Source organism: Mesorhizobium sp. M0571 (assembly GCF_040320985.1).
Lineage (GTDB): Bacteria > Pseudomonadota > Alphaproteobacteria > Rhizobiales > Rhizobiaceae > Mesorhizobium.
The window spans coordinates 14697-40734 of record NZ_JAMYQT010000046.1; the positions used below are offsets into that span (position 1 = coordinate 14697).

Here is a 26038-nt window from a genome sequence, read left to right on the forward strand (position 1 = left end):
TATCATGGATATTACGCTTCTCCTCGCCAGCACGGTCACTCTAGCCCGCGGCATTCCGCTGACGCTCCTCCTGACATTCGCATCGCTCCTTGCGGGCCTCGTCCTTGCTGTACCTCTGGCCTTCATGCGCGCGTCGTCTCGGCGGTGGTTGTCCCTGCCTGTACTCGCCTATACCTATGTGTTTCGCGGCACGCCGCTGCTCGTCCAGCTTTTCATCATTTATTACGCCCTCGGCCAGATCGGGGCCATTCGCTCGAGCGTCCTGTGGGTCCTGCTGCGCGATCCTTTCTGGTGCTGCCTGCTTGCCTTTTCCCTGAACGGCGCTGCTTACACGGCGGAGATTTTTCGCGGCGGGATCCAGGCCGTGGCCACTGGGATGATCGAGGCGGCGCAAGCGGTGGGCATGTCGCCGTTGCAGATCAAGCGCCGGATCATCTTCCCAATCGCCTTTCGAAGCGTGCTTCCCTCCTATGCCAATGAGGTTATCAGCCTCGTGAAAGCGACGTCGCTCGCCAGCACCGTGACCTTGCTGGAGATCACCGGCCTTTCGCGAAAACTGGTTTCGGAAACTTTGCACCCTACGAGATCTTCATTGCCGCCGGCGTGCTCTATCTCGGCCTAACATTCCTCCTGACCAGCTTCTTCCATGCGCTGGAAGCCCGGTTGAATGGCGCGCCACGGGTAAAAATACACCCTTGTCGGGTCGCCCTGCAGCAGGTGGCCCATGAACAATAGTCCTCGTCAAAACCCATTGCCGCTCTGCGAGACTGCATGGCGTGAAATCGACTTGTCGGCCATCGCCTCCAACTATCGCGCCATCCGGGCGGTGATCGACCCCGACGCAAAAGTCTTCGCCTGCCTGAAACAGGACGCTTATGGATGCGGGGCGGGGAAGGTCGCGTCTCTCTTGTCCGCGGCGGGCGCCGACGCCTTCGGCGTGGTGTCGATCGCCGACGCTCTGGCCGTACGAAAAGCGGCGCCGGGAAAACCCATCCTCATGTATCCGGGCATTGGGCCGAACGCTGTCGATCTTGCCCGGGATCTCGATTTGACGATTTCGATTTCCGGTGAGGAGGACTTGGCCGGCTGGCTTGCGACCGGCGCGTCGCTCAAGGTTTTCGTGAAGGTCGATCTGGGCTTTTGGCGCGCTGGTGTGGCTCCTTCCGACCTCCAACGTCTGATCGATCTGTGCGCTTCTGAAGGCAATGTCGCCGTTGACGGTCTTTATGCCCATCTCAACGAGTTCGGCGACGCCGGCTCCTCGGCGCTGGCGCAGGTTGCACGCCTGACGCCGCTTCTCGAAGAGCTGAAGGCAAAGGGGCGCCTTCCCGCAACCGTCATGGTCTCAAGCAGCGAAAGCCTGCTTCACCACCCGGAATTCGACATGGATGCGGTCGATCCCGGTGCGCTCCTCTTCGGAATGACCCGTTCTCGCACCGGGAGCCGAACCCTGCCCATCCGCCCGGCCCTGTCGGCGATCAAGGCGCGTATCGTCGCGCTCAAAACGTGCCACGACAGCATGGGGGCGCCTCCGGGCCTGCCGGGATACCACCCGGCCATGCGTCTGGCGGTGCTGGGGATCGGTTGGGGGCATGGGGTGCCGCGATACCTCGGTTCCTCGGCTTCGGTGCTCGTCAAGCGACGGCGCGCGCCCATCGTGCCGCCCATCCATCTCGAACATCTTCGCATCGATGTCACGGATATTCCCGAAGCGATGCTCGGGGACGAAGCGGTCCTGCTCGGCTCTTCCTGCGCGGACCGCATCACGCTGCCGGAACTCGCCGAAGCCTGGAACACGGACGAAACGGGCGTCGCCTGCGGCCTGCGGGAGAGCCTGCGACGGATAGACGTCGCACCACAATCGAAACCGAACCAAGAAGAAGGGGAATAACATGAAACGACATCTGAGTTGCGCCCTCGCGGCTTTCCTGCTGGTTGCCAGCCTCGCCCATGCCGGAGAGCGCACAGGGATCACCATTGCCTCGGAAGGAGCCTCACCGCCGTGGGACTATATCGACGAGAACGGCGCGCTCGTCGGCTTCGACATCGACGTCGGCAACGAGCTCTGCGCTCGGATGAAGCTGCAATGCACCTTCGTCGCCCAGGACTGGGATGGGATCATCCCCGGCCTTCTCGTGAAGAAATACGACGCGATCATCGCCGGCATGTCGATCACGGAAAAGCGCAAGAAATCGATCGCCTTCTCCATTCCCTATGCGGCGGCGCCGAACCAAATCGTCATGCGCCGGGGGCTCGGCCTGCCCCCCAGCGACATCAATGCGAAACTGAACCTGACGGACATCGACGCGGCGAAGAAGGAGATCATCGAAAAACTGAGGGAAAACCTGAAGGGCAGGACCCTCGGTGTCCTTCGCTCGTCCAATTCGGAGGCGGTCGTCCAGGAACTCTTCGGCGATCTTGCGGAGGTGCGCAGCTATGACAGCCAGGAGAATATCAAGCTCGACCTCACATCCGAACGTATCGACGGAGGCTTGGGAGACCGTTTGGTGTGGAAGCGGTTCCTCGACACGCCGGAGGGGAAGGCGGTCGAATTTTTCGGCCCGCAGCTTTCAGGCGGCACTTGGGGCCCCGGCGTCGGTGTCGGTCTTCGCAAGGAGGACGCCGATCTCGTCGAAGCCTTCGACAAGGCCATCGAAGCGAGCGTCAAGGACGGCGCGCTCGGCAGGATCAGCCAGAAGTGGTTCGGCGTGGATATTTCCCCGCAGCTCGCAAAGTGACCGCTCCCCAGCGACTTCCGGCGGCCTTAGGGCCGCCACTTCCTAAATTCATCTCCAAGGTACGCCACTATGTCTTTACCGTTCACGCTCGTCCTGACCGGGCAATCTCTCATTCATCATGATGTTCGGCAGGTCTCGGACGACGGATTTGCCGCGATCAAGGCGCTGATCCGGCAAGCTGATATCGCCTTTACAAATTTCGAGACGACGGTGTTCGGCCGGCATGGTGGATGGCCGATGAAGGGTTCCTACTTCGGCTGTTCGGCACCTGCCGTGCTGGATGCGCTGAAGGACATCGGGTTCAACGCCCTGGCGCTTTCCAACAACCATGCCTTCGACCTCGGCCCCCCCGGCGTTCTGTCGACGCTCGAAGAGGTGGCGGAGAGAGGATTCCTTCACGCTGGCATCGGTGTCGATGCCGCGGATGCGCGTCGGCCGGGAATGAAAACCTTCGGCACGAGACGGGTGGCGCTTGTTGCCATGGACGCGGGACCCGGCCCAGCGACTATGTACGCAGCCGACGCGACGGACCGACGTCCTGCGAGGCCCGGCGTGAACGGGCTTGACGTCTCGAGGCGATTTGAGGTCGATCCCAAGGTGTTTGCGAGCCTGACCGGCATTCAGGACATCTTCCAAAGCAGTCCAATGGAACGGGGCAACTATGCCCAGCCGCACGATCCGCCTGACCTTCAATCGACTGACGAGATCGATTTTTACGGAACGATCTTTTGCTGCTCCTCGAAGAACAGGCGCCAGATCCTGGTGGACGAGGCGAGCCTGCAAAGTCACCTCTCGACGATCCGTCGGGCCGCCGCGGAGGGTGCCTTCGTCATCGCCTACCTCCACCATCATCATTGGGAGCCCAACTGGCGGGAGGTTCCAGAATGGGTTCAGTCGCTCGCGCGCGCCTGCGTCGATGCCGGGGCAGGGGTGTTCGTCAGTCATGGTGCTCCTGTCCTGCAGCCTGTGGAAATCTATCGCGGCGCACCAATCTTCTTCGGGCTGGGTAATTTTCTCTTCCATCTCAATGAGGGCGAGGTGGTGTGGAGTGCGCTGGACGTTTGGAAGAGCGTTGTCGCGACGTGCCGCTTCGATGCTAGCTCTCGCCTTCAGTCGATCGATCTCCATCCCATTGTCATCGGCGGCGAAAGGCTGGACGCTGACAACTATCATGAGCGGATCGTTCCGGTTCCAGCCCCGAAAGGGCTAGCAACGGAGATGATCGAGGACTTGGCAGCCCGCTCACGGTCGCACGGCGTGTCAATCGCAGTCGAAAGGGGTCACGAAATGATAGGTGGCTGCTTGCGAGCGGAAGGCTCGCTTTGATCTCCCGGAATTCGGTGCACAACCGAGCGGGGACTCCGATGTCGTTCACATCCAGGCGTCTCTTAACCGCTCCTGTTGGACATCAGACCTTTATCGGCCTCCGTGGTCCGATTCTTCTCCAAACCACCAATGGCGACAGGCTACGTTCCTCATTTGTGCTTCGAAAGTCGCATAAAAAGGCAGTCTGAAATTGGGAGGAAAATCTCCAGAAACCGGAACTCAGCCCCATCCACGGCCTCAGCTCTGATAGATGAAGCCTATGCCGTCAGCTCCATGTGACATGAATTGCCATCAACGCGCTTTCATGCTTGCTGGGCCGATGTCTCGTCCTCGCCTGCTGCCCGAAAAGAGTTTTCCGACCTATGCGTACCTGCCTGGCAAACATCCACATCCGGTACGTGACCCCTTGGGCCATAGCTACCGAAACGAGCCCGTGACCATCGCCCTTGCGAAAGCACTGGGCTCGGATGTCTTTCGATGGGGAATCGACCTTTTCAACCACGGCTATTACTGGGAAGCCCATGAGGCTTGGGAGCCTCTTTGGCACGCTGCGAAACGAAGCACGCAGCACCGCCTGTTCTTCAAAGGACTGATCCTGCTGGCCGCAGCCGGGGTGAAAATCCGCGAGGGAAAGCGGGTCGCTGCCGTGCGCCATGCGACAAAAGCTGCCGCGCTTTTTCGTCAGGTGGTGACGGTGCCGAGCCGGCTCTTTGAGACTGCGCTCGGGATGACACCTGCCGCGCTTGCAGAATATGCCGAAGCGGCCGTAACTACCCGGGCCATTTTGCCAGAGCCAAAGCCTGACCAGCCCGAGCCCGTTTTCGATTTTATTCTCGCACCAAAACTTGAGAGTGTCTGATCGGCAACCCTTGGTACCGTTCAGCCCAGCTTCGCCTGTGGAAGGCTGGTTACTCCCGCCTATTTTGTGTCCGGGCTACATAGGCCGACGGATCTGCAGCAATCAGGCCGCGGTCTTCTTGCGCGTCCGCTTCACCGGCGCCGCCTTTTCCGGTTCTTTCGGCTTTCGGCCGAGCCCCATCGTCTTGGCCAATGCCGAGCGCGCTGCGGCATAGTTCGGCGCGACCATCGGGTAGTCCGCTGGCAGGGCCCATTTGGTGCGATATTCGTCGGGCGTCAGGTTGTAGTGGGTCGCGAGATGGCGTTTCAACGACTTGAACTTCTTCCCGTCCTCAAGGCTGACGATGTAGTCCGGAGTGACCGATTTCTTGATCGGCACGGCAGGCTTGAGAGCCCCGGACTTATCCGGCGCAGCACCGCCGCCGCCGGTGCCCTTCAATGCGGCGTGGATCTGACTGATGAGGGCCGGCAAGTCACCGACCGGAACCGGATTGTTCGAGACATAGGCCGAGACGACGTCGGCAGTGAGTTCGATCAGGTTGTCGGCATTGCTTTCAGCTTCTTCTGTCACGAAACTCTCCTGGCGGCTTGAAAGACAGTCGGCGAAATTGTCCGTTTCATAGTGGCGGTTGGCGCCAAACGCAACGAATGCATTGGGCACTATTGCGATGCCTGTTCTGCACAGCGGTCATGGCAACGCATCCCGCGTCGTGCGCGTGTTGGTCCGTCCCCTGTTCGTCTGGCAAGCCGTTCCAGATTGCCAATCGTTTTTCTGTTGGCTGCATGCCGATTGCCTATTCGGCATCGGGCAGAGATGCTTCGATGGCCAGAACCTCCAAGCCCTCAATTTCTTGCATCACCTTTCCAGCGATACCTTGCAAATCGCCGTACATCCCGACGGTCGACTCGATTACGCCTTGTATTTGAGCCTCCCGCTTGGCCCACAGGCGTGTTGTGGCCTTGCGTTCCTTTGCCAGGTCCTCCTGCATATCAGAGAACTTTTCGACGATGGCCTCGACGCGATGGCGAAACCGCGGACCGGTCAGATAGCCATAGACCTGCTCCATTTTGGTAGCCTGGCCGTCCTGGGCGAGGCGGGAGTTCGCCAGCTCGATAAGGGATTGCCGGAGCAGGATGGCGATCGGCATCGCGCATTTGGGATGGGCGACATAGACCCCGTCCAGAAGATCGAAGGTTTCCACACCGGGAGGCAGCGCTTCCGAGATCATCAGCGCGATATCCGCCTTTGCGGCCCGCTGATCGGCCCTGAGCTTCCCCAGCCAACCCTGGCTCCAGTTCTTGGTGCGTTTCGATTCCCATAAAATGGCGCCGCATGGCTGGCCGGCCGGACCGACCACGCGGTGCAGAACATCTCCGCCGAACTCACCCTTGGCAACCGGTTCAATGATGTCCATCGGGAACCGGCTGGCAATGAGGGCTTCCAGCTCGAGCTCCAGCACTTCACCCTGCAGCTGCTGGGAACCCTGTTCCGCACGGCGCTTCAGCTCCTCAATCTGACGCTGCATGCCGGCGATCTGTTCTTCTTTTTCCGCAACCTTCATTTTAAGGCCGTCTTCGGCTTCCGACCTCGCCTTGAGGCGAACGGCGTCCAATCCTTCCTGGATCTTCCTTTCGATGGTCAGCGCCATCTCTCGCTTTTCATCGTCAAGCGCACGCCGCTTTTTCAGGAATTCCGCCTGTTGCTGCTGGGCCTCGGTGAGCTTTTCGTCGCGCGCCTTCAACGTCGCCTCCAGCTCGGCAAGCTTCTTATCCTTGTCCTCCAGGTCTACCGAAAGCAGCAATTTTGCCTTGCGGGCTTCCTCGACCGCGATCCCGGCACGCTCAAGCTTGATTTGCTCTGCCACCTGGTTGGCAATCTCCTCTTTGGCGGCGGCGATCTCGGCCTGCTGGCGCTTGAGCTCCTCTTCTCTGGCAGCCATCGATGCCTTGCTCTGCGTCAGGCGCATTTCGTATTCTTCACGCGTGGCGGCAATCAAAGGGGCGGCGAGCGACTCATTGAGCTTGATTTCCGTCTTGCAGCTTGGGCAGCTGATCGTCGGTTCATTGGGAATCCTGTCCCCCTGCAGCATGGTATTGGTGGGCTGGATGGTCATCTGCGCGCTGCCTCCCTGAGGAATCTGTTTTAGGACCACGCCAGACTATATCTCGCCACGCGTTTTCGGAAAAGAACAAAGAGTGAACTTATGGGTTATCCCCGCCGCAAAGCTAGGGGAGCCGCTTCTTAAACTTGTTTTGTGGAATGATCGCCTGCGCGAGCGGCGGCAACCTCAGCATGACTCGATTGCCAGGCAGGTCGATTACCCTCGACGTGTATTTCCGAAATGTCGAGATCGCATGCAAATGCCGAATTCCGTCCTTTTCGCCTGGACGGAGCTGAAAGTTCGCTGGGCTGATTCTTTCATTGCACCGGCAATTCCGCCAGCTCTTTCAGCTTCCCGTTTCCGTTCGAAACTGAAATCTCTATCCGCGCTGATTGAGACCGTGATGTCGTCAAATTCACGCCTTTGACCCACTCGAGACCTTCGGGAGCCGATTTCCTTTCCAGAAACCGGGCGTTCGACGGAACCGGCGTCCATGACCCTAACCCGTCCTTTTTCAGCCTTATCATGAATGTCGCGCATGCTTGTAAATCAGACATTGCGCTGGCGCGGTTCGAGCGCTCCAGTTAATTCGAGCATCTGATAGCAGGCCAAGAGTGTGATCAGAGATCCGACAACCCGCAAGAGCGTTCTTTCCCGCAATGCCTGTGACCATCTATCCCGACTGCGGTCCGCAAAAACGCCTCCAGCGATCAGGCCGGCAAACGAAGTTAGGTAGTCGCAGAAACCGCCGGCGTGCTCCCAACGGCCGGTAAGAATCGCGGCGAGGAATCTAAACGAGACCGAAAGGGCAATCAGGAACTCGCTCGCATTGACCGGTTCCGATGACGTACCGAGGCTATCCACTTGTGCCAAGCAGGCCGATGGCGGCGAGATATCTCTCGCTGGAAGCGGTCGAGCAGGAACTTCCAACGCTTCTATTGGTTTTAGGCCGCCGCAAACTCCATCGTGCAAGTTGAATAGTTGAATATCGTTATTGAACAGAATGCATTGGTTTAAAGGACGTCCATGGGCACTTCCGCGAGATTGCTCCCAGCGGTTGTCGGTGCTAAATTTAGCAGAAGCTGCCGCACTCATGTGTCCGAGTGCGCTGCCTGCGGCCGCCGATGTGTTCTTAAGGTGGCCTAAAGAGGTGGCAGGGTTTGGAGACCGGGACGATGAGCTTGACGCGCCGCGATGTGTTGATCGCAGGGAGTGCAGGCTTTGCCGGAGTCGCGCTCTTCTCGCCGCAGAGCGCGCGTGCGAACGATGAAGCGCTGGATCTCGTCGAACAGCTCACCGGACGGACGGCCACGGTATCGGATCGCCTTCACCTGATAATGCCGAGGGACTTCCCGACCGGCTATACCGTACCCATGAGTCTTTACATCGACAGCCCCATGACTGAGGCCGACCATGTGAGGCAAATGCGCGTGTTCGCGCCGCGAAACCCGCTTATCGAAGTCGCCAGTTTCCATTTCGTCCCACAACGCAGTCTACCTCGCGTGTCGACACGCATCCGTCTTGCCAAACCGCAACATGTCGTCGCTGTCGCCGAAATGAATGACGGCAATTTGCTGATGACCACGACGTGGGTCCGTGTCGCCACGGATGGCTGTGCCTGAGATCGGAGAGAGACAGTGACTACCCCGACACCACGCGTGATCGTGCCGAGCGCTGCCGCGAAGGGAGAGTTTTGTCAGGTCAAGACCATCATCAGCCATGAGATGGAAACAGGGCTACGCCATGATGATCAAGGCAATGTAATCCCGCGCAAGATCATCAACAGGTTTGTCTGCCGCTACAACCAATCCGTGGTGTTCAGCGTCGATCTCCACGAGGCGATTTCGGCTAACCCGTTCTTCGAATTTTCCCTGCGCGCGACGGAGAGCGGCCGGCTCGATTTCGTCTGGGAGGAGGACGGTGGTGCCGTCTACACGTTGTCGCACCGGCTCACGGTCGGTTGAGGTGGCGACGCAATCGAGCTGCGCGAATTATGGCGTGACAAGTTGAGTGGGAGCGTGACCGGAAAACTCCGAAACAGACGGGTATTCAGCATGCGCCCCGTCGCGAGATCTGCGATTGCCACGGGCCTCGTGCTTCTCGTCAGCCAATCCGGCGCGGCGGCGGGGGCCGATCAAGGCGCTCAACTCGCCGCGACCTGTGCGTCCTGCCATCGCCTCGATGGCGGCGGCACAGGCGTTCCCAGCATCATCCGGCTTGGTGAGGAGAGGCTCACCAACGCCCTGCTTGCCTACCGGGCGAGCGAGAGTCCAAATCACATCATGCACGCTATCGCGCTGTCGCTCAGCGACGAGGAGATCGCGAGCGTCGCGCGCTATGTCGCAGCGCAGGGAAAGTAGCGCGCCATGAAATTCTGGACGCGTCGCGAGTTCGGCCGCCTGACTGGAGCAGCGTTGCTAACGGCGCTCAACCAGCCGAAGGCGCGGGGCCAGGCCAAGGCGCGTGTCGTCGTGATCGGCGGCGGTATCGGCGGCGCAACGGTCGCCAGATATCTCGCCGTCAGCGCCACGGCTATCGAGGTGATCCTGGTCGAACCGCGGCAGAGCTACACGACCTGCTTCTTCAGCAATCTCTATCTCGCCGGGCTCCGCCCGTTCAAATCGCTCAGCCATGGTTATGAAGCGCTGGCAAGGCAATACGGCATCACCGTCGTTCATGAGTCCGCTGAAGCAATTGACCCGGCGGCGAAAACCGTTGCGCTGAACAACGGTTCGAAGCTCAGCTACGACCGTCTCGTTGTTGCGCCGGGCATCGCATTCAGGGATCGGGCGCTTAGGGGCTATGACGAAGCTGCGATGGAGATCATGCCGCACGGCTGGAATGCAGGGCCGCAAACCAAGCTGTTGCGCCAGCAACTGGAAAGCATGGAGGAGGGCGGCCTATTCGTCATCGTCGTCCCGCCGAATCCGTTTCGCTGTCCGCCCGCCCCCTATGAGCGCGCTTCGCTCATCGCCTCCTATTTCCAGCGCAGCAAACCCAAGGCCAAAATTCTGATCCTCGATTCGAAAGACAGCTTCAACGCGCAGGACCTGTTCCAGGACGCTTGGAACCGCCACTATCCGGGAATGATCGAATGGCTACCGGCCCAGTTCACCGGCGGGGTCACGGCGATCGACGCGAAGACCCGGTCGGTGATCACCGCGGGAGCAACATTCAAGGCCGCGGTGGCCAATGTCATCCCGGCGCAAATGGCCGGGCGCTTGGCGCAGCAGGCAGGGCTCGCCAATCAGTCGGGCTGGTGTCCGGTCGATCCGGTCACCTTCGAATCGGCGCTGCAGCCCGGCGTCCATCTGGTCGGCGACGCGATCATCGGCGGAGATATGCCGAAATCCGCCTTCTGCGCCAACAGCCAGGCCAAAGCCTGCGCCTTTGCCATCGCGGCCGATCTCACCGGATCAGCGCGTTTCCCGGCGCATTTGTTCAACACCTGCTACACCTATCTCGCGCCCGACGATGCGTTCAGCAACGCCATCAGCTTCAAGCCCGTCGACGGGAAGCTCAAGAGCGTCATCAGCTTCGTCAGCAAGGTGGGCGAGAGCGCCGATATCCGCCGGCAGGCTGCGCGCGCCGCGGAAGGCTGGTACGACGCCTTCACGCACGACGTGTTTGGCTGAAACGTAACTCAACTCCGCTCGACGGCCGGGCCGGCCATTGCGGAAATGCCGGCACCATCCTGGGCGCGCTCCGCCTCGGCGCCGGATCGTTGCTCCGGGATCAGCGTTGCAACAGGATCGGGCAGCCGCTCCAGCCGCAGCGAATTCACCACCACGAGGATGCTCGAGCCGGCCATGACCGCCGCCGCAAGGATTGGCTGCAGAAGTCCGAATGCTGCGAACGTCAGGGCGACGAGGTTGTAGCCGAACGCCCACATAAGGTTGGTCAAGATGGTCCTGCGGACCGCGCGGGCCACGTCGACGATCCAGGGCAGCATCCACAACCCGTCCGCAGGCAGCACGAGCGCCGCAGTCTCGCGGGCGAGATCGGTGGCGGAGCCGACGGCAATACCGACATCTGCGGCGGCCAGAACCGGCCCGTCATTCAGTCCATCGCCGACCATCGCCACCGAATCGTGGTCATGGCGGAGTCGATCCAGGGCCAGCCGTTTGGCCTCCGGCGAAAGGCCCGCTTGGACGTCCTTGATCCCGACCAGGGCCGCGATCCGCTCCGCCGCTTGCGCCAAGTCGCCGGTCAACAGCGTGGCGTCGAGCCCGCGCTCACGCAGGGCCGCGATCGCGGCCTGCGCCTCGGGAAGCGGCGAATCATCGAGCGACAGCACGGCGTGAACCCGCTCGCCCCAACCGACATAGACCACCGAATGACCGCTCGCCTCCAGCGACCGCGCACGCTCGGCCAGCGAGGGGGGAAGCGGCCAGCCCAGATCATTCATCAATCTGCCGTTCCCTGCCGCCACGGGCCGGCCTTCGGCGCTGCCGCGGATGCCACGGCCGGGAACCGTCCGGACCTCGCGGGTGACGAGCGGCGAGATGCACCGCTGAGCGGCGGCTGCCGCGATGGCCCGCGCCAGACCATGCTCGGAATGGCGCTCCAGACCGGCGGCGCGCGCCAGTACTTCGTCGATGCCGACCTCCTCGCGGTCGACGCCGACGAGACGCGCTTTGCCCGCCGTCAGAGTGCCGGTCTTGTCGAAGGCGAGCAACCGTACACGCGCGAGGGTCTCGAGCACGCCGGGGTCGCGGACGAGGCAGCCGTGCCGCGCCAGCCGGCCGATGCCGAGCGATATCGCCATCGGAGCAGCGAGGCCGACGGCACAAGGACAGGCAACCACCAGCACCGAGAGGCCAGTCAGCAACGCCCGATCGAACGGCAATGACTGGGCCCAGTAAACGATCGTCAGCCCGCCGAGGGCGAGGACGAGCGGCACGGACACGCCAACGACGCGATCGGCAAGGCGCTGGGTTGGACTGCGACGGCCCAGCGCTTCGCGCACCGACCGGCAAATCCGTGCCCAGCGGGTTGCGGTTCCGTCACCGCTGCTTTGGATCAGGAGCGGGCCGTCGATATTGATACTACCGGCAATCACCTTGGAGCCGGCGCGCTTTGTCACTTGCCGGCTTTCTCCGGTAATCACGGCTTCATCGGTGTTCGATTCCCCCTCGACAACCACGCCGTCGACCGGAATGCGCTCGCCCGGCCGGACCCGCACCAGCATGCCGGCCGTCACCTCCCGCACCGGACGGCGGATCTCTGCCGCGCCATCGACCGCGGTCGCGCTCTCGCTTTCTGCGGCCAGAAGTGGTTCGAGGTCGCGCGCCGCCCTGGCGCGGCCAACAGCCTCGAGATAGCGGCCAACTGTGAATAGCATCAGCACCATCACGGCGGTGTCGAAATAGACATGCGTGCTGCCCTCGAACACGGCAAATGCCGAATAGAGGTAAGCGGCAGCGACGCCAAGCACGATGAGTGCCGACGACGTCACTCGTCCCTGAATGCCATTGAGCCACATGTCGCGCAGATAGGGTCCGCCGAGAACCACCACCGCCGGCGTGGCGAAGATCCAGAGCAAAAAGTGAATCCACGGCAGCACGCCCGCATCGACGCCGGTGAACGCGTCCGAATAGAGGAGGAGGCTGAACATCATGATATTCATGGAGAGAAAGCCTCCCACGCCGAGCCGGATCAGAAGCCAGGCGGCTTCCCACTCTTCGTGTCTGCCGCTCTTCACCTGAAAGGCGATGCAGCAGCCGTAGCAGCAGAACGCGCAAGCCTCACCGTTGAGCCTGCGCTCCATCGGGCGCAGGCCGACGGGCAGCGAACAATGGCTACAGAGGATATTGCCATGCGCAGTCATGCGGGATGTCCGCCCAGCCAGGCAAGGCCGATATGCGCGTCGGAAGGCAGGAGACCACGGCCGAGCGTGATGACGCCGAGCAAAAGAATAAAGCCACCAGCCAGCCGCACGCCGCGCCGCCGCCAGGCTGGCCCGAGTATCCGGCCAACGCCGCCCATCATCAACATCGCGGGGAAGGTTCCCAGTCCGAACGATGCCATGACGAGAAACCCGGGAAGCGCTCCGGCGGTGCTCGCCGCCTGGGCGGCGAAGGCATAGACCAGGGGACATGGCAGGAAGCCGTTGAAAACGCCAAAGGCGAGCGGTGCGGCGCTGCTCCGGGCCGTCAACAGACCGCGCAGGGACAATGCAAATGTGCTGCCGCCAAATCCGATCGCAAGGCGATGAAAGACCTGCAGCAAGCCGAAGAACTGCAACGCCATGGCAATCATGAGCAGGCCAGCGACGATTGCGAGAATTCGTTGGGCGATGTCGAGGGAGCCGTTCAAGAGCGGCGCCGCCGTTAGACCTTGCGTGCTGCAGATGACCTGACCGATCGCGCCCGCGAGCCCGCCCAGAAAGCAATAGGTTGTCAATCGGCCGGTATTATAGAGCAGGTGGCGAAGGACGGTTGCGCCTCCCCCTCGCTGATCGCGGCCCAGCGCGCAGGCAAAGCCGCCGCACATGCCGATGCAATGAAAGCTGCCTGCAAATCCAGCGGTGAAGATCACGAGGTAGTAGATCATTGGCGTTTGCGCAGTGGCGCGGACGCGGCGCTATTGCCGCACAAGATATAAAAGAAAGAGGATAAAGCCGACGGTGCAGCCGCCATAGATGAGGAAGCCAAGCATCTGCGGCAAGCCGGCGTCAGCAAGCTTGAAGACGGTGTCCTGTAGCATCCGCTGCTCCTATGTCAGCCGAAATAAAGACGAAGCACGTTTATCGCCAGCTCGAAGCACAGGAAAAGGAGGTTCAATGCGGCGACCCCAAGGAGAATTTTGGCTATCATGGTCTCCATCACTCCTGTCTTACCAGCCTTTGCGGACCGCCTACTTAGAACAGACGGCCGGGCCCGAGCCCGCCCCAATAAGCATACATGTAGTACAGCCCCCAGGCGAACAGCAGCACGTACACGACGAGAAGCCATAGCGGAATGAATCCCACACGCGCCTGTATCAGGCCGCCGGCATAGTCCTCCAGTTCAGGGTGCGAGCTTTGACGCACATCCAGTTCCGGATGCGTCGGGCTCTCCGGATCGCTGCTCTGCAGATCGCTCATTCTCCATTTCCCTTTCAAAAAACCCGTTGGCGGCTTTATCGGTGCCGCTCAACGCGCCGGACAGGACGCCCCAGATGAACAAGAACAGGGCCGCCAGGCTCATCAGCATGGCGCCCGCATAGGGTCCGGTGACTTCAAAACCGAGCATGCGCTAACCTCCGGCGGGCGCCTGTTCCTCGCCAGGCGGAGCTGGCGGGCCGGACGCCGGCACCGACGGATCGGGCACATAGGCTCGCTCCGGCTTGTCAGCGACCAGTTCCAGATCGTTCAGCGCCGCGCGGGCCTCCTTCTTGATCGACAGCGGCTGCAGCGAGAGCGGGTCTTTATAGGCGGAAAGCGCCACCACGAAATAGGAAAGCGCCCACCGGTCCTCGTCCGGAAAGGCATCCCGATAGGACGGCATCGGCGTGCCGCTGAGGCCGGTAGTTATCGTCCGGAAGATGTCTTCGACGGCCGGGCCAGACTTGAACTGGCCGCTGGTGAGGTCGGCCGGCACGGTGGCGAACCCGATATCATCCTTGAGGCCGGCCGCCTTCTCGCCGTCGCCCTTGCCACCTTGGCCGTGGCACTCCCAGCACTTCGCCACCTGCCAAACCTCCTTGCCACGGTCCAGCATCGTCTGGGACGGGGTCGGCGGGCGCCCGATATACAACGGTGGGCCAGGCGGTTCCTCGACGAAGAAAGCGTAAGGACTGGCGGGATTGGAACGGTCAACCGCTAGCTCATACTTGATGTACTGGATCACCGCCAGCCGATCGTTGAGCGGCAGTTCGTACCAAGGGGGCATTGCCGTGCCGCGGATGCCGCGGGTAATGGTGCGCAGCATGTCGCCGTCCGTGGGCAGGGGCTCCTTTGTCAATCTGAACTTGAAGACTGCGGACGTGAAGTTCCTGGGCCGCTGGTTAAACATAAAGGTGGCGGCCGGCCCGTTGCCGTCGCCTTTGGCACCGTGGCAACCGATGCAGCGGCGCTCATAGACTTCCTTGCCATAAGCAATCCATTCCTCGGAGCGCGGCATCGTCGCATCCATGACCTCCAGGCTTTGCGGCTCGAAAAGATCGCGCCATTTACCCCGGTTCGTGCCGAGCTTCTGGACGTAGGAAACAAGCGCCGCCAGCGATTCCGTCTCCGCCGCGATGCTGACGGTTTCGCCTGTGTATTCGTCGTTCGGCGTCAGGATGATCGGCTTTCTTTCGCGCGCCTTCAGCGGCACGAACAGCAACCCGTACGCATTGGGCGTCAGCTGGATCGCTTGCTTGCTGTCGAAGTCGAACAGGCCTTTGGTGGCCTCTGTCCTTTCCAGGGTCCGATTGCCAGCTCCGTCGTCAACGATACGGACGGCTGCATCGGGCTCGTGGAAGAGGCCGCGATACGGCGCCATTATCGAGTCCGGCACCAGCATCCGCGGATTGTAGAAGTGCGCCAGGTGCCATTCGTCGCTGTATTTCAGGCCGACGCGCGTCAGGTCCGGTCCGATCCGGCGTGTGCCTAACAGGTGCGGCACGTCATAGGCGTATTCGCCCGCCTCGCTGACCGGTCCCCAGCGGCGGATCTCGCCGGTCACCGGCCGCACGAATTGCGAATGGCAGTACCAGCAGCCTTCGCGCAGGTAAATGTTGCGGCCGCGACGCTGCTGCTCGGTGTAGTCCGTCGCCTCTGAAACCGTCCATTTCAGCTGGCCGAAATCCGTGCGCACCACCGAGGTCACGCGCGTAGTTCGCGAGGACGGCTCCACGAAGGGCAGCACGCCCTGCGTGATCACCGCAAGGGTGATACAGAAGACGCCGGCGAACAGCGCGAAGAAGCGAACGTTCACTGCGCGGGCCCTCCCGCCGGGGCCGGGATAGGCGCCTCCACCGGCCCGCGGGCGCGTCGCGCCTCAGTCGCCGGGCTGGTCAGTGCGGTCAGCATCAGATTCACCACCAGCAGCGACATACCGAAATCCATGCTGATGCCTGCCAGGGTCCGCGCCAGCCAGTAGGGCTTCATCCAGACGAGCGAGTCGAGCCATTCGACCCCATTCATCCATTGATAACCCTGCTGCAGCCCGCCCGCTGTGAGGACCAGGCCCATGGTCGTGATGCCGACGGTGATCAGCCAGAACGACCAGTTGCCGAGCTTGAAGGACCAGAGTTCGCGCCCGAACAGCCGCGGCCAAGTATAGAGGAGGCCCCCCATCGCCCAGACGACGAAGGTGCCGAACACGGTGAGATGCGAATGCGAGATGACGAAATCGGTGAAATGGGTCGGCTGCTGCAGCTGCCGCAGCGCCTCGGTCGAGCCCTGGAAGCAGCCGACGAGATACATGAGCGAGCCCATGATCAGGAACTTCGCCGGCAAGTTCCTGCCGAACTCATGCCACCTGCCCATCATGGTGCCGAAGAAGTTCACCAGCACCGTCCACACCGGAATGATCAGCAGCATCGACGTGACGATGGCCAAGGTCTCGGCCCAGTCCGCGATCGGGCTGTAGAGGTAATGGTGAATGCCGACGAACGGGTAGAACAGTGCCAGGGACCAGAAGCCTACCAGCGAGAGCTTATGGGCATAGAGCGGATTTCGCGCGCTGACCGGCAGGAAATAGTAGATGATCACGTAGCCCGCGGGCGTTATCCACAGCCCGACGATGTAGTGGAGATAGAGGCCATGGAAGGCGGCGCTGTTGATGCCCGAGATCGTGTATGGCAGGATGAAGCTTCCAAGCACGAAGTTCATTGTCGTCCACACGAAAGTGGCGATCAGGTACCATAGCGCGACATAGATCGCCGGCTCGAGCCTTCGACTGATCGTGATCAGGAACTGCGCGGTAGCAACAGCCACCACGATGAAGAATGCGACCTTCGCGTAGAGCGGAAGCTCTCCGGCTTCCAAACCGTCACTGTCGCCGAGCAGCAAGCCGACCAAACCGGCAAGCGTTGCGACGTTCCAGACCCATGCGAGAAGAACCGACCACTCCGACCATATCACCCGCACCCCCGACAGACGCGGCACGAGATAGTAGCAAAGGCCGATGAAAAGCGTCGAGAAGGCGCCGAAGATGACACCGTTGACGTGGACCGGGCGCAGCCGGCCGAAGGTGAGCTCGAGGTTCCCCGATCCGAGATAGTCGGGGTAGTTGAAGGTGCCCGAAATCATGACGCCGACGGATGGCGTCACCATCAGCCAGAACATGCCGAAATAAAGCCAGGTCCGCACGACCCGGTTGTCGACCAGCGCATCCAGGTCCACATTCGCGAACTTGCCGCGCAGCACCATCGCAGTCTCTGCCAACGCATAGCCCTTCCCGCGCGGTTCCCGGGCCGCACGACTGCTTTAAGCCCACCGTTCCCCATCGAGGTATCACTCCGATGGCGGACTCGCTTCGCGCTCCCTGAAGCCGGTGCCCCCGGCTATCGACGAGACTAGTATTTGCCTGGCACCAACACCGAGCCGCTGTTCGACCAGGTGATGTACGCCTCGAGCGCCTTCATCGCCTCCGATTCGGGATCGATCTTCTCGCCCTGGCTCGGTTTCTCGATGCACCAGTTGATCATGTCGCGCAGTGTCGCGAACTTGGCCATCGACGCCTGGAACTTCGGGAACGCCTGCGGGTGGGTATCGGAGGCCATCGGATGGCACATGGCGCAGGCCCACCCGGTGTTCGACAGCTTGACGCCCAATTGCTCCTTCATCGCCGCATCACCATGGAACAGGAGGTCTCCTTTCCTGACCTCCTCCATGAACGCTTCTTGATAGAGTTTCAGCTGCTTTGGCGTCACCGGATCCTTGTTGGCACTGGCCGGCCCGACGACGGCAGCTGCGACGACTGCTCCGGCGACGCTGGAACGCCTCAGAATGCACAGGAATGTCGATGTGTTTATCATAGCCACCGCCCTTATGGATTTGCCCATGGGTACTGTTTGTCGGCGATGCGTGACCGTATGACCTCCGCAACGCTCTTGTCGTGGTCCTCCGGCGACTGGACGAACACCTCCTTGCGGCCCCACATGATGTACTCGACATCGACCTTATCGTCGGCGTTGACGTTCACGGTTTCCCAACCGACCCCGTCGAAGGGATCGCCCGGATCGACACGGATCATCGGCTTGGTAAGCTTGGGCAGGCCTTCCGGCGCATACGGCCACGGCCAGGAGGTCGCCAGCATGCCGATCGAGCGCATGCTGCCGATCTCGTTGTAGAGCACCTGGTGCACATGACCGTGGATGTTGGTGACTTTGGTATAAGGCTTCAGCACGTCATTCACTTCGCGCCAGTCGCGCACCCAGAAGTTCCAGGGCGGGTAGTACTCGTACAGCGGATTATGGCTGAAGATGACGATCGGTTTGGACTTATCCCAGTCGGCGAGTGTCTTCTGCATCCAGTCGAGCTGGTCGCGGCCGACGCCGGCCCACGCGCCGGCAACCGTGCCGTCGAGGGTAGCCATATGGCCCATGCGCTCCTCTGGCGTCATCTTCTTCGCTGTCCAGTAGTCCGGTCCCCGGCTGACCGTATCGAGCCCAATGAAGCGCACGCCCTTGTGATCGAAGGTCCAGTTGGGTTGGCCGAACAACTCGCCCCACTTCTTGCCCATATCCAGATACCAGTCATGCTCGCCCGGGATGTAGTATTTCTTGATCGTCAGATCCTTGAGGAGCTCAACGCCAAGCTCAAGTTCCTCGATCTTTCCGAGCTGGGCCAGGTCGCCGCCGAAGATCAGAAAGTCGGCCGGCGGATCCATGGCCTGGACCTCTTGCACGGCGCGCACCACCTTGTCGACGAAGCGCGTGTTGAGGGATCTCTCGTAGAGATGGGTGTCCGAAATCCAGGCAAACTTGAAGGGCGCTTCGGCGGCGTGAGCGACGTCGATGGTGTTGAGCAGCGGCCACCACGCGAAGGTCTGGCCGACGGAAGCAGCGCCGAACAGCAGCGATCTGTGAATGAAGGTGCGGCGGGTGATTTGGAGCGAGTCGTCGGGGCGTACGCCAGGCTGCTGCAGCACCGCATGCATTTCGCGCCGAATGCGGTCAAGCTCGTCAGACATCAGGGTTCCTCCTCAGTGCAGACCGTTTCTTAAAGCGTCGGTCTTCTCGCAGGAACGCGACCCTGTTGAATCAGTGGGTCGCCCATTTTGTTATTTTTTCAGTTCAATCGTCAGACTGGTGGCCTTATTCTCCTCTACCGTTACAGGCTGCTCGATGGGCCCGGTGAAGGGATGGATCGCCACGAGCTTGTATTCCCCCGGCGGAACATCGGTTATGCTGAATTTGCCATCGGCGCCGGTGACCGCGTAGTAAGGATTGTCCACCACATAGACCCAGCCCTCCATCCAGCCATGCGCGTCGCAATCGATGCGGACAGTGCCGGCACGCTTCAGTTCGACCGGTATACGCTGGCCCTTATTGGGCAACGCCACGTTGAAGGCGGTGCGCTTGCCATAATAGCCGTGGGTGTTGTGGAGCACTGGGTCGCTGTTGACCACCTCCAACGATCCGGCCGGTATCATCTGCACCGCGGGCTCAAAGCGACATTTGAGGTTGTTAAGCTCAGGCAGCTTTCCGGGCTGCGGCCAGGCCTTTCCCTGTGCCACGTCGACCAGCTGCACCGCCGCGTTCAGCACGGCCTGATCGCTGCCGACTTCGATCAGCGGCTCCTCGCGGGGGTCGCCGCACACCTCGATATTCTTGGTGGGGATGATCTTTGTTGTCGGCACATCGCCGCGGTAGACGATCGTACCCTCGATCGTTCCGCCTCCCGTGACCGGACCCACTTCGTAGGCTTGCGCAGGCGCGGACATTGCCGCCACGAAAGCGATGGCCGCTAGTCCGCTCATCAATTCGCGAATCGTCATAAAAGCCACCTCCTTCAAGAGAGATGAGGGGCAACTTTTAAAAATAGAGCCAAACCAGTGCCATGTCTAGCCATCCAGCAACAAAATATGATAAAGTGGGGCGGTTTAGGCGAGTTTGTTAATCACAAACACACGCGGGGGTTTTGGCGCGTCATTCTCGAAGTGCCGGAGGTACTTGATGAAGCGACGGCATGGACTCCTCCGCCCCTGGGCCTACGGTCCGCATACCCTCTTCTGCATCATATTCGCAGCGGCCCTGTCGATCTGCCAACCGCTCGTGCGAGCTGACACGGCGCCTGTGACGGTCGGTGGCCCCTTCACGCTCACGGCGCCGGACGGAACGACGGTCACCGATGACACTTATCGCGGCAAATGGCTGCTGGTTTTCTTCGGCTATACGTCTTGTCCCGACATCTGTCCGACGACTCTGTCCGAAATCGCCGCGGCGATTGAGGAACTCGGCCCCGACGCCGCAAAACTGCAACCGCTCTTCATCACCGTCGATCCCGAACGCGACACGCCTGAGGTGATGGGAAGCTTTACCGCGGCGTTCGATCCGCGCATCGTGGGGCTGACCGGCAGCCCACAACAAATCGCTGCGGTTTCGGAGGCATATGGCGCCTATGGCGTGGCGCGCCAGGGCGAAGCGGGCGGTGGCGACTACCTAATGGATCACGGCACCCACATCTACATCATGAACCCGCAGGGGCAATTCGTGGAGGGGCTAGACTCTGACACACCAAGCAGCGGCATCGCCGCTAGGTTGCGTGAACTGGTGCGATGACACGATCCCTGACGGAGATCATGATTTTGCAGTTGATCGATCCATAGAAGTTGTCTTCCGGAAGGAGAGCGGCCATGCAAAGACATACAAAGGAAGCTTCGGAGCTTAAGGCATTGATCCTCGCGGATCTTCATAAGGAGCCGGGATGCGGGGACGTCACCGATTTTGTGATTCAGCGGCTCGAAACCAAGGAGAACGGGGCAAACTGGACTGTCAAATATCTGGATCCTAATCAAGATAAGGTCTGCGAGACGATTCTGATAAACATAGCGCGAATGTTGCAGCTCAACTTCGACCTTCCTGAACGCGGGTCGTGAAGAACGATGCGAGCGGGATCGGCGCGGATCGCGCTTCGACATAATTCGTATGCAAGCAGGGGAATCGGGCGATGGCGGAACCCACAGCGTTGCACACCGGCAAACCTGGCGGCGTAAAGAACGTCATTGCGCCGCGGCGATTTGGACCTCCGATGAGTACCCGCCTGGGAACGGGGGCCGGCGGGACGCGCAATATCTCCGGCACCAGCCATCCGCTCGTAGAGCTCGAGGGCGAGCTTGCCGATCTCCACGGCAGGGAGGCGGCACTGGTCTTCACGTCCGGCTATGTGTCGAACCAGACTGGCATCTCGACCATCGCCAAGCTGATCCCCGGTTGTCTGATCCTGTCCGATGCGCTCAACCACAATTCGATGATCGAGGGCATCCGCCGGTCCGGTAAGGAGAAGAGCATCTTCCGCCACAACGACGTCGATCATCTCGCGGAATTGTTGAAGGCGGCGGGTCCGGATCGGCCAAAACTCATCGTCTTCGAAAGTCTCTATTCGATGGGCGGCGACGTCGCGCCAATCAATCGCATTTGCGATATCGCCGATTGTTACGGCGCAATGACCTATCTCGACGAGGTCCATGCTGTGGGCATTTACGGCCCTCGCGGCGCCGGCATCGCTGCGCGCGACGGCGCCATGAACCGGATCGATGTGATCGAAGGCACGCTCGCCAAGGCCTTCGGCTGCCTCGGCGGCTATATCACGGGAAGTGCTGTGCTGATCGATGCGGTTCGTTCCTATGCTCCGGATTTCATCTTCACCACCGCGTTGCCGCCGGCGATCTGCGCCGCGGCCACAGCGGCGATCAGGCATCTGAAAACCTCGCAGTGGGAGCGCAAGCGCCAGCAGGACCGCGTCCGGCGGGTAAAGGCGGCGCTGGGGGCCGCTGCGCTGCCGGTCATCCTGGGCGACACCCATATCGTTCCGGTCGCAGTCGGCGATCCGGCGCATTGCAAAGCGGCGAGCGACCTGCTGCTGAGCGAGCACGACATCTATATCCAGCCGATCAATTATCCGACCGTGGCGAAGGGAACTGAGCGGCTGCGCATCACGCCGACACCCTGTCATGAGGACATCATGATTGATCGGCTCGCGGCAGCTCTGTCCGATGTCTGGAATCGGCTCGGGCTGCCACGGGACAATCTCGCCTGAGCGGCCGAATGAGGCTTCGCCTTGCCCGGACGTTCCCCGAAGATTGGGTCTTAAGGTTCAAGGAAAATGGCTGCCAAGGAAATCATGTTCTCGTTCGAGGCTCGCGACAGAATGCTGCGCGGCATTGACACCCTGGCGAATGCGGTGAGCGTCACGCTTGGCCCGCTAGGGCGCAACGTCGCGATCGGCAGGGAGCACGGCGCGCCGCGGGTCACGAAGGACGGCGTGACCGTCGCCAGGGAAATCGAGCTCGACAACCAGTTCGAGAACATGGGCGCCCAGATGGTGCGCGAGATCGCAACAAGAACCTCCTATCAGGCCGGCGACGGCACGACCACCGCCGTCGTGCTCGCGCATGCGATCGTCCGGGAGGGCGCCAAGGCGGTGGCCGCTGGCATGAATCCCATGGACCTGAAGCGCGGCATCGATCTAGCGGTCGAAGCCGTCGTCGCGGAACTCAAGAACAACGCCACGAAGGTCACTTCGAACGTCGAGATTGCGCAAGTCGGCACCATCTCGGCCAACGGCGATAGGGAGATTGGCCGCTGCCTAGCCGACGCCATGAAGAGGGTCGGCAATGACGGCCTGATCACTGTCGAGGACGGGACGTCGCTCGAAACCGAACTCGAATTCGTCGAGGGTATGCAGTTCGACCGCGGCTATATCTCGCCCCATTTCATCACCAATCGCGCAAAGATGCGGGTCGAGATGCAGGATGCCTATGTCCTCATCAGTGAGAAGAAACTTTCCAGCCTGAACGAAATACTGCCGCTGCTGGAGAAGGTGGTGCAGGCCGGCAAGCCGCTGCTCATCATCGCCGAGGATGTCGAGCGTGAGGTGATTGCGGCGCTGGTGGTCAACAAGTTGCGCGGCGCTCTCAAGGTTGCAGCAGTCAAGGCGCCGGCCTACGGAAACCGCCGCAAGGCGATGCTGCAGGATCTCGCGCTGATGACCGGCGGAACGGTGATCTCGGAGGATTTGGGCATCAAGCTCGAGCATGCTTCCCTCGATATGCTCGGGCGCACCAAGAAGGTGATGATCGACAAGGCAAACACCACGATCGTCGGCGGCGCCGGCAAGCGGGCAAGCATCGAGGCCCGCATCGCTGAGATCAAGCTCGAGCTTGCGGAAACCACCTCCGATTACGACCGCGAGGAGCTCCAGGAGCGGCTGGCCAGGCTCGCCGGTGGCGTCGCCGTGATCCGGGTCGGCGGTGCCACCGAAGTCGAGGTCAGGGAGAAGAAGGATCGCATCGATGACGCGATGAACGCGACAAGAGCCGCGGTCGCAGAGGGCATTCTCCCGGGCGGCGGGGTCGCCTTGCTGCGCGCCGGCAGGGCGCTCAAGAAGCTCAAGGGCGGCAACGAGGACCAGCAGGTCGGCATCGCGATCGTCAGGAAGGCGATCACTTGGCCGGCTCGGCAGATCGCGATCAATGCCGGCCTGGAAGGCTCGGTCGTCATCGCCGGGATCCTCGAAAACGACGACAACGCCTATGGCTACGATGCCCAATCGGGCGTGTACGGGGATCTGGTGTCAAAGGGCATCATCGACCCGGCCAAGGTGGTGCGCACGGCGCTCCAGGGCGCGGCCTCGGTTGCGGGCCTTCTCCTTACAACGGAAGTCATGGTGGCCGAAGGGCCTGGCCCGCCGCCGCCGGAGCTTCCCGGTCACGAGCATCATCATCACGACATGGATATGGATTTCTGAGCGCATTGCGGGCGGCGGAAGCACCGAAGTGTCCGGACTGGATCGCCGCTGGCGACTGCTAGAGAAAGCCCACTCGTCCGAACCGCGGCCAACAACAGCAGTATTCGGGATCAACTCCTGGAGGCGCTCCGGGCTGCGCCGTGGCCATCGGTCGGCGATTCCGACGTGACAGTGACAGTCGGGGCGGTTCATTTTGGGGTACCTATCGGTCCAAAGAGGACCGGGCTGCATCGCGCGTTCTGGCCGAGAATATCCCGGGCCTGCGCGAAGTTCAGGATCATCGGGTCTCGATCGATAAAATCCCCCACAGCGTCTGACGCCACCCTGCGAGCGCGTCGCTTGGTATTCTATCCGTCCGTGTAGGGTAGAAATCTAGCTGCATACCGCCGGTCCATGGCCGTAGCGGCGCATTGAATTCGACTCGAGTCGTGAAGAGTGCGGCCTCAGAATTCCAAGGGATACGATCATGAAAGCGTTCGCCGCCGAGCTTTTCGGCACTTCTGTCTTGTCTTCATCGGCTGCGCGTCAGTGGTGACAGGCGGCTTTGGCGGGCTGCTGCCGGCGCGGTCGCTGGGCATCGGCCTCAGCTTCGGCGTCGCTGTAACCGCCCTAGCTTACGCGGTTGGGCCGTCTCGGGCGCGCACCTCAATCCGGCCGTCACGCCGTGGACGCCTCCCACAAGGGCCGCTTTGTATCCTCTTTCCCATATCGCCGCAGTCCTCAACGAAGATCTGCAGATGGCGCGAACTTCTCATTGCGGGCCAGACAAGAGTTACCGCTCTCGCCCCACCTGCGGCGTTTGGCTGGACCGGCCCTCACATCCCGATCCCCAGGCCGCGTTTTCTGCCGAAACTCCAGTCGATGCCGCCGCTGTTTTGCACGACGCCGGTGATGTGCTGGCCGATGCGCCCTTCCAGCATTGGCTGCCAGGGAACGAGCCGAAAGCCGAGCCCATCGTCCAGCATGGCAAAGCGCCCGCTGGCAAGACTGATCGGGCCGAGGAGCGTGCCGCTGACATGGTTGCCGGGCCGGACGGGCGCGAAGGTGAGGCCGCACGCAGCGGCCATTTGCTTGCCGACGCGCGCGACCCTCCTGGCGCTCCAGCGTGGCAACAAGGTCTCGCGAGAAGGTGATCGTCCCACTGGTCGCATCGTGTTCGGCATGGCCCATCCTGACGAGCTGGGCAGCCCGTCTGTCGAGAGCGTTGTCGACGTCGAGACCAAAGCCTGACCTCACCAGCGGCACAGGGGTCCTGGCCGTAAGCTCCCGGTCGAGCCAGGTGGCACCGTCGCTGCCGATGTGCGCGTCAGATCGAGCATCGAGAGCACGCGGACGGAGAAGTCCTTGCCGCGGTTGCGGGCATCGTAGGCGATGCCGCGCTCGGACAGGTCTTGCGGAACGCGCCAGTGGTCTTCGTCGGTGCGTTCGACGTGGCCGGCCCGGCGCAGTGCTCCGAGACGGCGAACATGGAAACGGACGAAGGCATCCGGGTCCTTGCCCTGCTCCAAAAATGTCTCGCGGATCGCCTCCAGGTGTCTGCTCGGCCGATAGACACCGTCCTCGCCGGCTACGCTGCCGATGTTGCGGTCGGCCGCACGCGGCTCCTCCTTCGGCAGGATGGATCAAGCGCCACGATATGGCCGCGCTGGATGTCGTCGAGCTTTGCCGCATCCGCGGTCTCGACATAATGCGTGCGACCGTCGATGCCATCGATGACGAGCGACAGCTTATCGCTCATCTCGTCGCCGGCGAGGCGCTTGGCGAGCACACGGCCGACGACCGGCTCGGTGATGGTCCGCCGGTGCATTTCGTATTGCGCCGCGCCACGCTCATGGGCGAGGCCGTGCTCCTCCAGCGCCCGCTGCATGGTCTTGATAATGTCGTTGCGCTCGCCGAGTCCTCGCAACGTGCTTTCGGTCCTGTCGGAGATGACCCACCGGCCCGGTGTGGGGAGCGCTTGCCTGCGCTACGGCGGCGGCTTTCCATGCGAGCCGCTTCAAAAATGATGCTGCGAAACGGCGCCGGGTTTATCCGACGAACGCCTCACGCATCCGAGCGAACATGCCGGGCTGTCTCCCGGCAACCGCCGCACGGATGTGACGGGCGGCCGTTGCGGCGCTCACCGTCGC

24 protein-coding genes and 4 pseudogenes are annotated in these 26038 nt (G+C 61.6%); 13 read left to right on the top strand and 15 right to left on the bottom strand.

What is annotated here, in order from left to right; all coding sequences use genetic code 11:
- Positions 1-4: 4 nt before the first annotated feature.
- The 5 genes and pseudogenes from NKI85_RS30775 (at position 5) to NKI85_RS30795 (ending at position 4923) form a co-directional block, all read left to right on the top strand.
- A pseudogene (locus NKI85_RS30775) lies at positions 5-735 on the top strand (ABC transporter permease).
- On the top strand, positions 725-1891 hold the full coding sequence (alr, locus tag NKI85_RS30780) for an alanine racemase (protein WP_352779862.1): 1167 nt from the start codon (positions 725-727) through the stop codon (positions 1889-1891). The pseudogene NKI85_RS30775 and the gene alr overlap by 11 nt, the downstream one beginning before the upstream one ends.
- 1 nt (position 1892) lies before the next feature.
- Positions 1893-2738 (top strand): transporter substrate-binding domain-containing protein, encoded by an 846-nt coding sequence (locus NKI85_RS30785; protein ID WP_352528418.1) that lies wholly within the window; start codon positions 1893-1895, stop codon positions 2736-2738.
- 69 nt (positions 2739-2807) lie between these two features.
- Positions 2808-4064 carry a CapA family protein gene (locus NKI85_RS30790; RefSeq protein WP_352528416.1) on the top strand — a complete coding sequence of 419 codons (1257 nt, stop codon included), beginning with the start codon at positions 2808-2810 and terminating at the stop codon, positions 4062-4064.
- 433 nt (positions 4065-4497) lie between these two features.
- A complete protein-coding gene (locus NKI85_RS30795) occupies positions 4498-4923 on the top strand; it encodes a DUF309 domain-containing protein (RefSeq protein ID WP_352779864.1) in 426 nt (141 codons plus the stop codon).
- A 102-nt stretch (positions 4924-5025) separates the two neighbouring features.
- Here NKI85_RS30795 and NKI85_RS30800 read toward each other — a convergent pair whose 3' ends face one another.
- The 3 genes and pseudogenes from NKI85_RS30800 to NKI85_RS30810 all read right to left on the bottom strand — a co-directional run.
- Positions 5026-5493 carry a Ros/MucR family transcriptional regulator gene (locus NKI85_RS30800; RefSeq protein ID WP_352528412.1) on the bottom strand — a complete coding sequence of 156 codons (468 nt, stop codon included), beginning with the start codon at positions 5491-5493 and terminating at the stop codon, positions 5026-5028.
- Between the two features lie 223 nt (positions 5494-5716).
- Positions 5717-7036 (bottom strand): DUF2130 domain-containing protein, encoded by a 1320-nt coding sequence (locus tag NKI85_RS30805; protein ID WP_352779865.1) that lies wholly within the window; start codon positions 7034-7036, stop codon positions 5717-5719.
- A gap of 537 nt (positions 7037-7573) precedes the next feature.
- Positions 7574-7916, bottom strand: a pseudogene (locus NKI85_RS30810) (sulfite exporter TauE/SafE family protein); the annotation flags it as partial.
- Positions 7917-8199: 283 nt separating this feature from the next.
- Here NKI85_RS30810 and NKI85_RS30815 point away from each other — a divergent pair.
- From NKI85_RS30815 to NKI85_RS30830, 4 genes are read left to right on the top strand one after another with little or no spacing between them, the layout of a single operon-like run.
- Positions 8200-8646: a thiosulfate oxidation carrier protein SoxY gene (locus tag NKI85_RS30815; RefSeq protein ID WP_352779866.1), complete on the top strand. Its 447-nt coding sequence runs from the start codon at positions 8200-8202 to the stop codon at positions 8644-8646.
- 15 nt (positions 8647-8661) lie between these two features.
- Complete coding sequence (gene soxZ / locus NKI85_RS30820) at positions 8662-8988, top strand: thiosulfate oxidation carrier complex protein SoxZ (RefSeq protein ID WP_352779867.1); 327 nt, start codon at positions 8662-8664, stop codon at positions 8986-8988.
- 54 nt (positions 8989-9042) lie between these two features.
- The gene (locus tag NKI85_RS30825; RefSeq protein ID WP_352528404.1) at positions 9043-9384 is read left to right on the top strand and encodes a c-type cytochrome; all 342 of its coding nucleotides are present in this window, start codon (positions 9043-9045) and stop codon (positions 9382-9384) included.
- 6 nt (positions 9385-9390) lie between these two features.
- A complete protein-coding gene (locus NKI85_RS30830; RefSeq protein ID WP_352528402.1) occupies positions 9391-10659 on the top strand; it encodes an NAD(P)/FAD-dependent oxidoreductase in 1269 nt (422 codons plus the stop codon).
- Positions 10660-10667: 8 nt separating this feature from the next.
- On the opposite strand, the gene NKI85_RS30835 is transcribed toward NKI85_RS30830, so the two are convergent.
- The 9 genes from NKI85_RS30835 to NKI85_RS30875 all read right to left on the bottom strand — a co-directional run bounded on the left by NKI85_RS30835 (position 10668) and on the right by NKI85_RS30875 (position 19920).
- On the bottom strand, positions 10668-12794 hold the full coding sequence (locus NKI85_RS30835) for a heavy metal translocating P-type ATPase (protein ID WP_352779875.1): 2127 nt from the start codon (positions 12792-12794) through the stop codon (positions 10668-10670).
- Positions 12795-12850: 56 nt separating this feature from the next.
- Positions 12851-13579, bottom strand: a complete 729-nt coding sequence (locus tag NKI85_RS30840; RefSeq protein WP_352528400.1) for a sulfite exporter TauE/SafE family protein — start codon at positions 13577-13579, stop codon at positions 12851-12853.
- Positions 13580-13609: 30 nt separating this feature from the next.
- Positions 13610-13732, bottom strand: coding sequence for a hypothetical protein (locus NKI85_RS30845; protein ID WP_352450399.1), 123 nt, complete (start codon positions 13730-13732; stop codon positions 13610-13612).
- 154 nt (positions 13733-13886) lie between these two features.
- Positions 13887-14111 carry a hypothetical protein gene (locus tag NKI85_RS30850; protein ID WP_352528399.1) on the bottom strand — a complete coding sequence of 75 codons (225 nt, stop codon included), beginning with the start codon at positions 14109-14111 and terminating at the stop codon, positions 13887-13889.
- A 151-nt stretch (positions 14112-14262) separates the two neighbouring features.
- Positions 14263-15927 (bottom strand): cbb3-type cytochrome c oxidase subunit II, encoded by a 1665-nt coding sequence (locus NKI85_RS30855; RefSeq protein WP_352749402.1) that lies wholly within the window; start codon positions 15925-15927, stop codon positions 14263-14265.
- Positions 15924-17366, bottom strand: coding sequence for a cbb3-type cytochrome c oxidase subunit I (locus tag NKI85_RS30860; protein WP_352528450.1), 1443 nt, complete (start codon positions 17364-17366; stop codon positions 15924-15926). Before NKI85_RS30860 ends, NKI85_RS30855 begins: the two co-directional genes overlap by 4 nt.
- Before the next feature lie 146 nt (positions 17367-17512).
- On the bottom strand, positions 17513-17974 hold the full coding sequence (locus NKI85_RS30865; protein WP_352779868.1) for a c-type cytochrome: 462 nt from the start codon (positions 17972-17974) through the stop codon (positions 17513-17515).
- Between the two features lie 11 nt (positions 17975-17985).
- On the bottom strand, positions 17986-19131 hold the full coding sequence (locus tag NKI85_RS30870; RefSeq protein WP_352579018.1) for a metallophosphoesterase family protein: 1146 nt from the start codon (positions 19129-19131) through the stop codon (positions 17986-17988).
- A gap of 90 nt (positions 19132-19221) precedes the next feature.
- Complete coding sequence (locus tag NKI85_RS30875; RefSeq protein WP_502896218.1) at positions 19222-19920, bottom strand: carboxypeptidase regulatory-like domain-containing protein; 699 nt, start codon at positions 19918-19920, stop codon at positions 19222-19224.
- A gap of 196 nt (positions 19921-20116) precedes the next feature.
- Here NKI85_RS30875 and NKI85_RS30880 point away from each other — a divergent pair, with 196 nt between their 5' ends.
- The 4 genes and pseudogenes from NKI85_RS30880 to groL all read left to right on the top strand — a co-directional run bounded on the left by NKI85_RS30880 (position 20117) and on the right by groL (position 23909).
- Positions 20117-20722, top strand: a complete 606-nt coding sequence (locus NKI85_RS30880) for an SCO family protein (protein WP_352779871.1) — start codon at positions 20117-20119, stop codon at positions 20720-20722.
- A 74-nt stretch (positions 20723-20796) separates the two neighbouring features.
- A complete protein-coding gene (locus NKI85_RS30885; RefSeq protein WP_023718664.1) occupies positions 20797-21039 on the top strand; it encodes a hypothetical protein in 243 nt (80 codons plus the stop codon).
- A gap of 155 nt (positions 21040-21194) precedes the next feature.
- Positions 21195-22199 (top strand): annotated as a pseudogene (hemA, locus tag NKI85_RS30890) (5-aminolevulinate synthase); the annotation flags it as partial.
- A gap of 66 nt (positions 22200-22265) precedes the next feature.
- Complete coding sequence (groL, locus tag NKI85_RS30895; protein ID WP_352779873.1) at positions 22266-23909, top strand: chaperonin GroEL; 1644 nt, start codon at positions 22266-22268, stop codon at positions 23907-23909.
- A gap of 815 nt (positions 23910-24724) precedes the next feature.
- Here groL and NKI85_RS30905 read toward each other — a convergent pair.
- The 3 genes and pseudogenes from NKI85_RS30905 to NKI85_RS30915 all read right to left on the bottom strand — a co-directional run bounded on the left by NKI85_RS30905 (position 24725) and on the right by NKI85_RS30915 (position 25815).
- Complete coding sequence (locus NKI85_RS30905) at positions 24725-25072, bottom strand: DUF3363 domain-containing protein (RefSeq protein ID WP_352528446.1); 348 nt, start codon at positions 25070-25072, stop codon at positions 24725-24727.
- A pseudogene (locus NKI85_RS30910) lies at positions 25056-25528 on the bottom strand (DUF3363 domain-containing protein); the annotation flags it as partial. The pseudogene NKI85_RS30910 and the gene NKI85_RS30905, both read right to left, overlap by 17 nt.
- A complete protein-coding gene (locus NKI85_RS30915; protein WP_352779874.1) occupies positions 25477-25815 on the bottom strand; it encodes a DUF3363 domain-containing protein in 339 nt (112 codons plus the stop codon). The gene NKI85_RS30915 and the pseudogene NKI85_RS30910, both read right to left, overlap by 52 nt.
- Positions 25816-26038: the final 223 nt, after the last annotated feature.

Bases quoted from the DNA above. Each gene is read 5' to 3' on its own strand.
- NKI85_RS30840 (WP_352528400.1), bottom strand. From the start codon at position 13,579: ATGATCTACTACCTCGTGATCTTCACCGCTGGATTTGCAGGCAGCTTT.
- NKI85_RS30880 (WP_352779871.1), top strand. From the start codon at position 20,117: ATGAAGCGACGGCATGGACTCCTCCGCCCCTGGGCCTACGGTCCGCAT.
- NKI85_RS30850 (WP_352528399.1), bottom strand. From the start codon at position 14,111: ATGAGCGATCTGCAGAGCAGCGATCCGGAGAGCCCGACGCATCCGGAA.
- NKI85_RS30835 (WP_352779875.1), bottom strand. From the start codon at position 12,794: ATGGAGCGCAGGCTCAACGGTGAGGCTTGCGCGTTCTGCTGCTACGGC.
- NKI85_RS30870 (WP_352579018.1), bottom strand. From the start codon at position 19,131: ATGTCTGACGAGCTTGACCGCATTCGGCGCGAAATGCATGCGGTGCTG.
- NKI85_RS30860 (WP_352528450.1), bottom strand. From the start codon at position 17,366: ATGGTGCTGCGCGGCAAGTTCGCGAATGTGGACCTGGATGCGCTGGTC.
- NKI85_RS30875 (WP_502896218.1), bottom strand. From the start codon at position 19,920: ATGAGCGGACTAGCGGCCATCGCTTTCGTGGCGGCAATGTCCGCGCCT.
- NKI85_RS30790 (WP_352528416.1), top strand. From the start codon at position 2,808: ATGTCTTTACCGTTCACGCTCGTCCTGACCGGGCAATCTCTCATTCAT.
- NKI85_RS30830 (WP_352528402.1), top strand. From the start codon at position 9,391: ATGAAATTCTGGACGCGTCGCGAGTTCGGCCGCCTGACTGGAGCAGCG.
- NKI85_RS30785 (WP_352528418.1), top strand. From the start codon at position 1,893: ATGAAACGACATCTGAGTTGCGCCCTCGCGGCTTTCCTGCTGGTTGCC.
- NKI85_RS30805 (WP_352779865.1), bottom strand. From the start codon at position 7,036: ATGACCATCCAGCCCACCAATACCATGCTGCAGGGGGACAGGATTCCC.
- NKI85_RS30865 (WP_352779868.1), bottom strand. From the start codon at position 17,974: ATGATAAACACATCGACATTCCTGTGCATTCTGAGGCGTTCCAGCGTC.
- alr (WP_352779862.1), top strand. From the start codon at position 725: ATGAACAATAGTCCTCGTCAAAACCCATTGCCGCTCTGCGAGACTGCA.
- groL (WP_352779873.1), top strand. From the start codon at position 22,266: ATGGCTGCCAAGGAAATCATGTTCTCGTTCGAGGCTCGCGACAGAATG.
- NKI85_RS30885 (WP_023718664.1), top strand. From the start codon at position 20,797: ATGCAAAGACATACAAAGGAAGCTTCGGAGCTTAAGGCATTGATCCTC.
- NKI85_RS30815 (WP_352779866.1), top strand. From the start codon at position 8,200: ATGAGCTTGACGCGCCGCGATGTGTTGATCGCAGGGAGTGCAGGCTTT.
- NKI85_RS30905 (WP_352528446.1), bottom strand. From the start codon at position 25,072: ATGCCGAACACGATGCGACCAGTGGGACGATCACCTTCTCGCGAGACC.
- NKI85_RS30845 (WP_352450399.1), bottom strand. From the start codon at position 13,732: ATGCTACAGGACACCGTCTTCAAGCTTGCTGACGCCGGCTTGCCGCAG.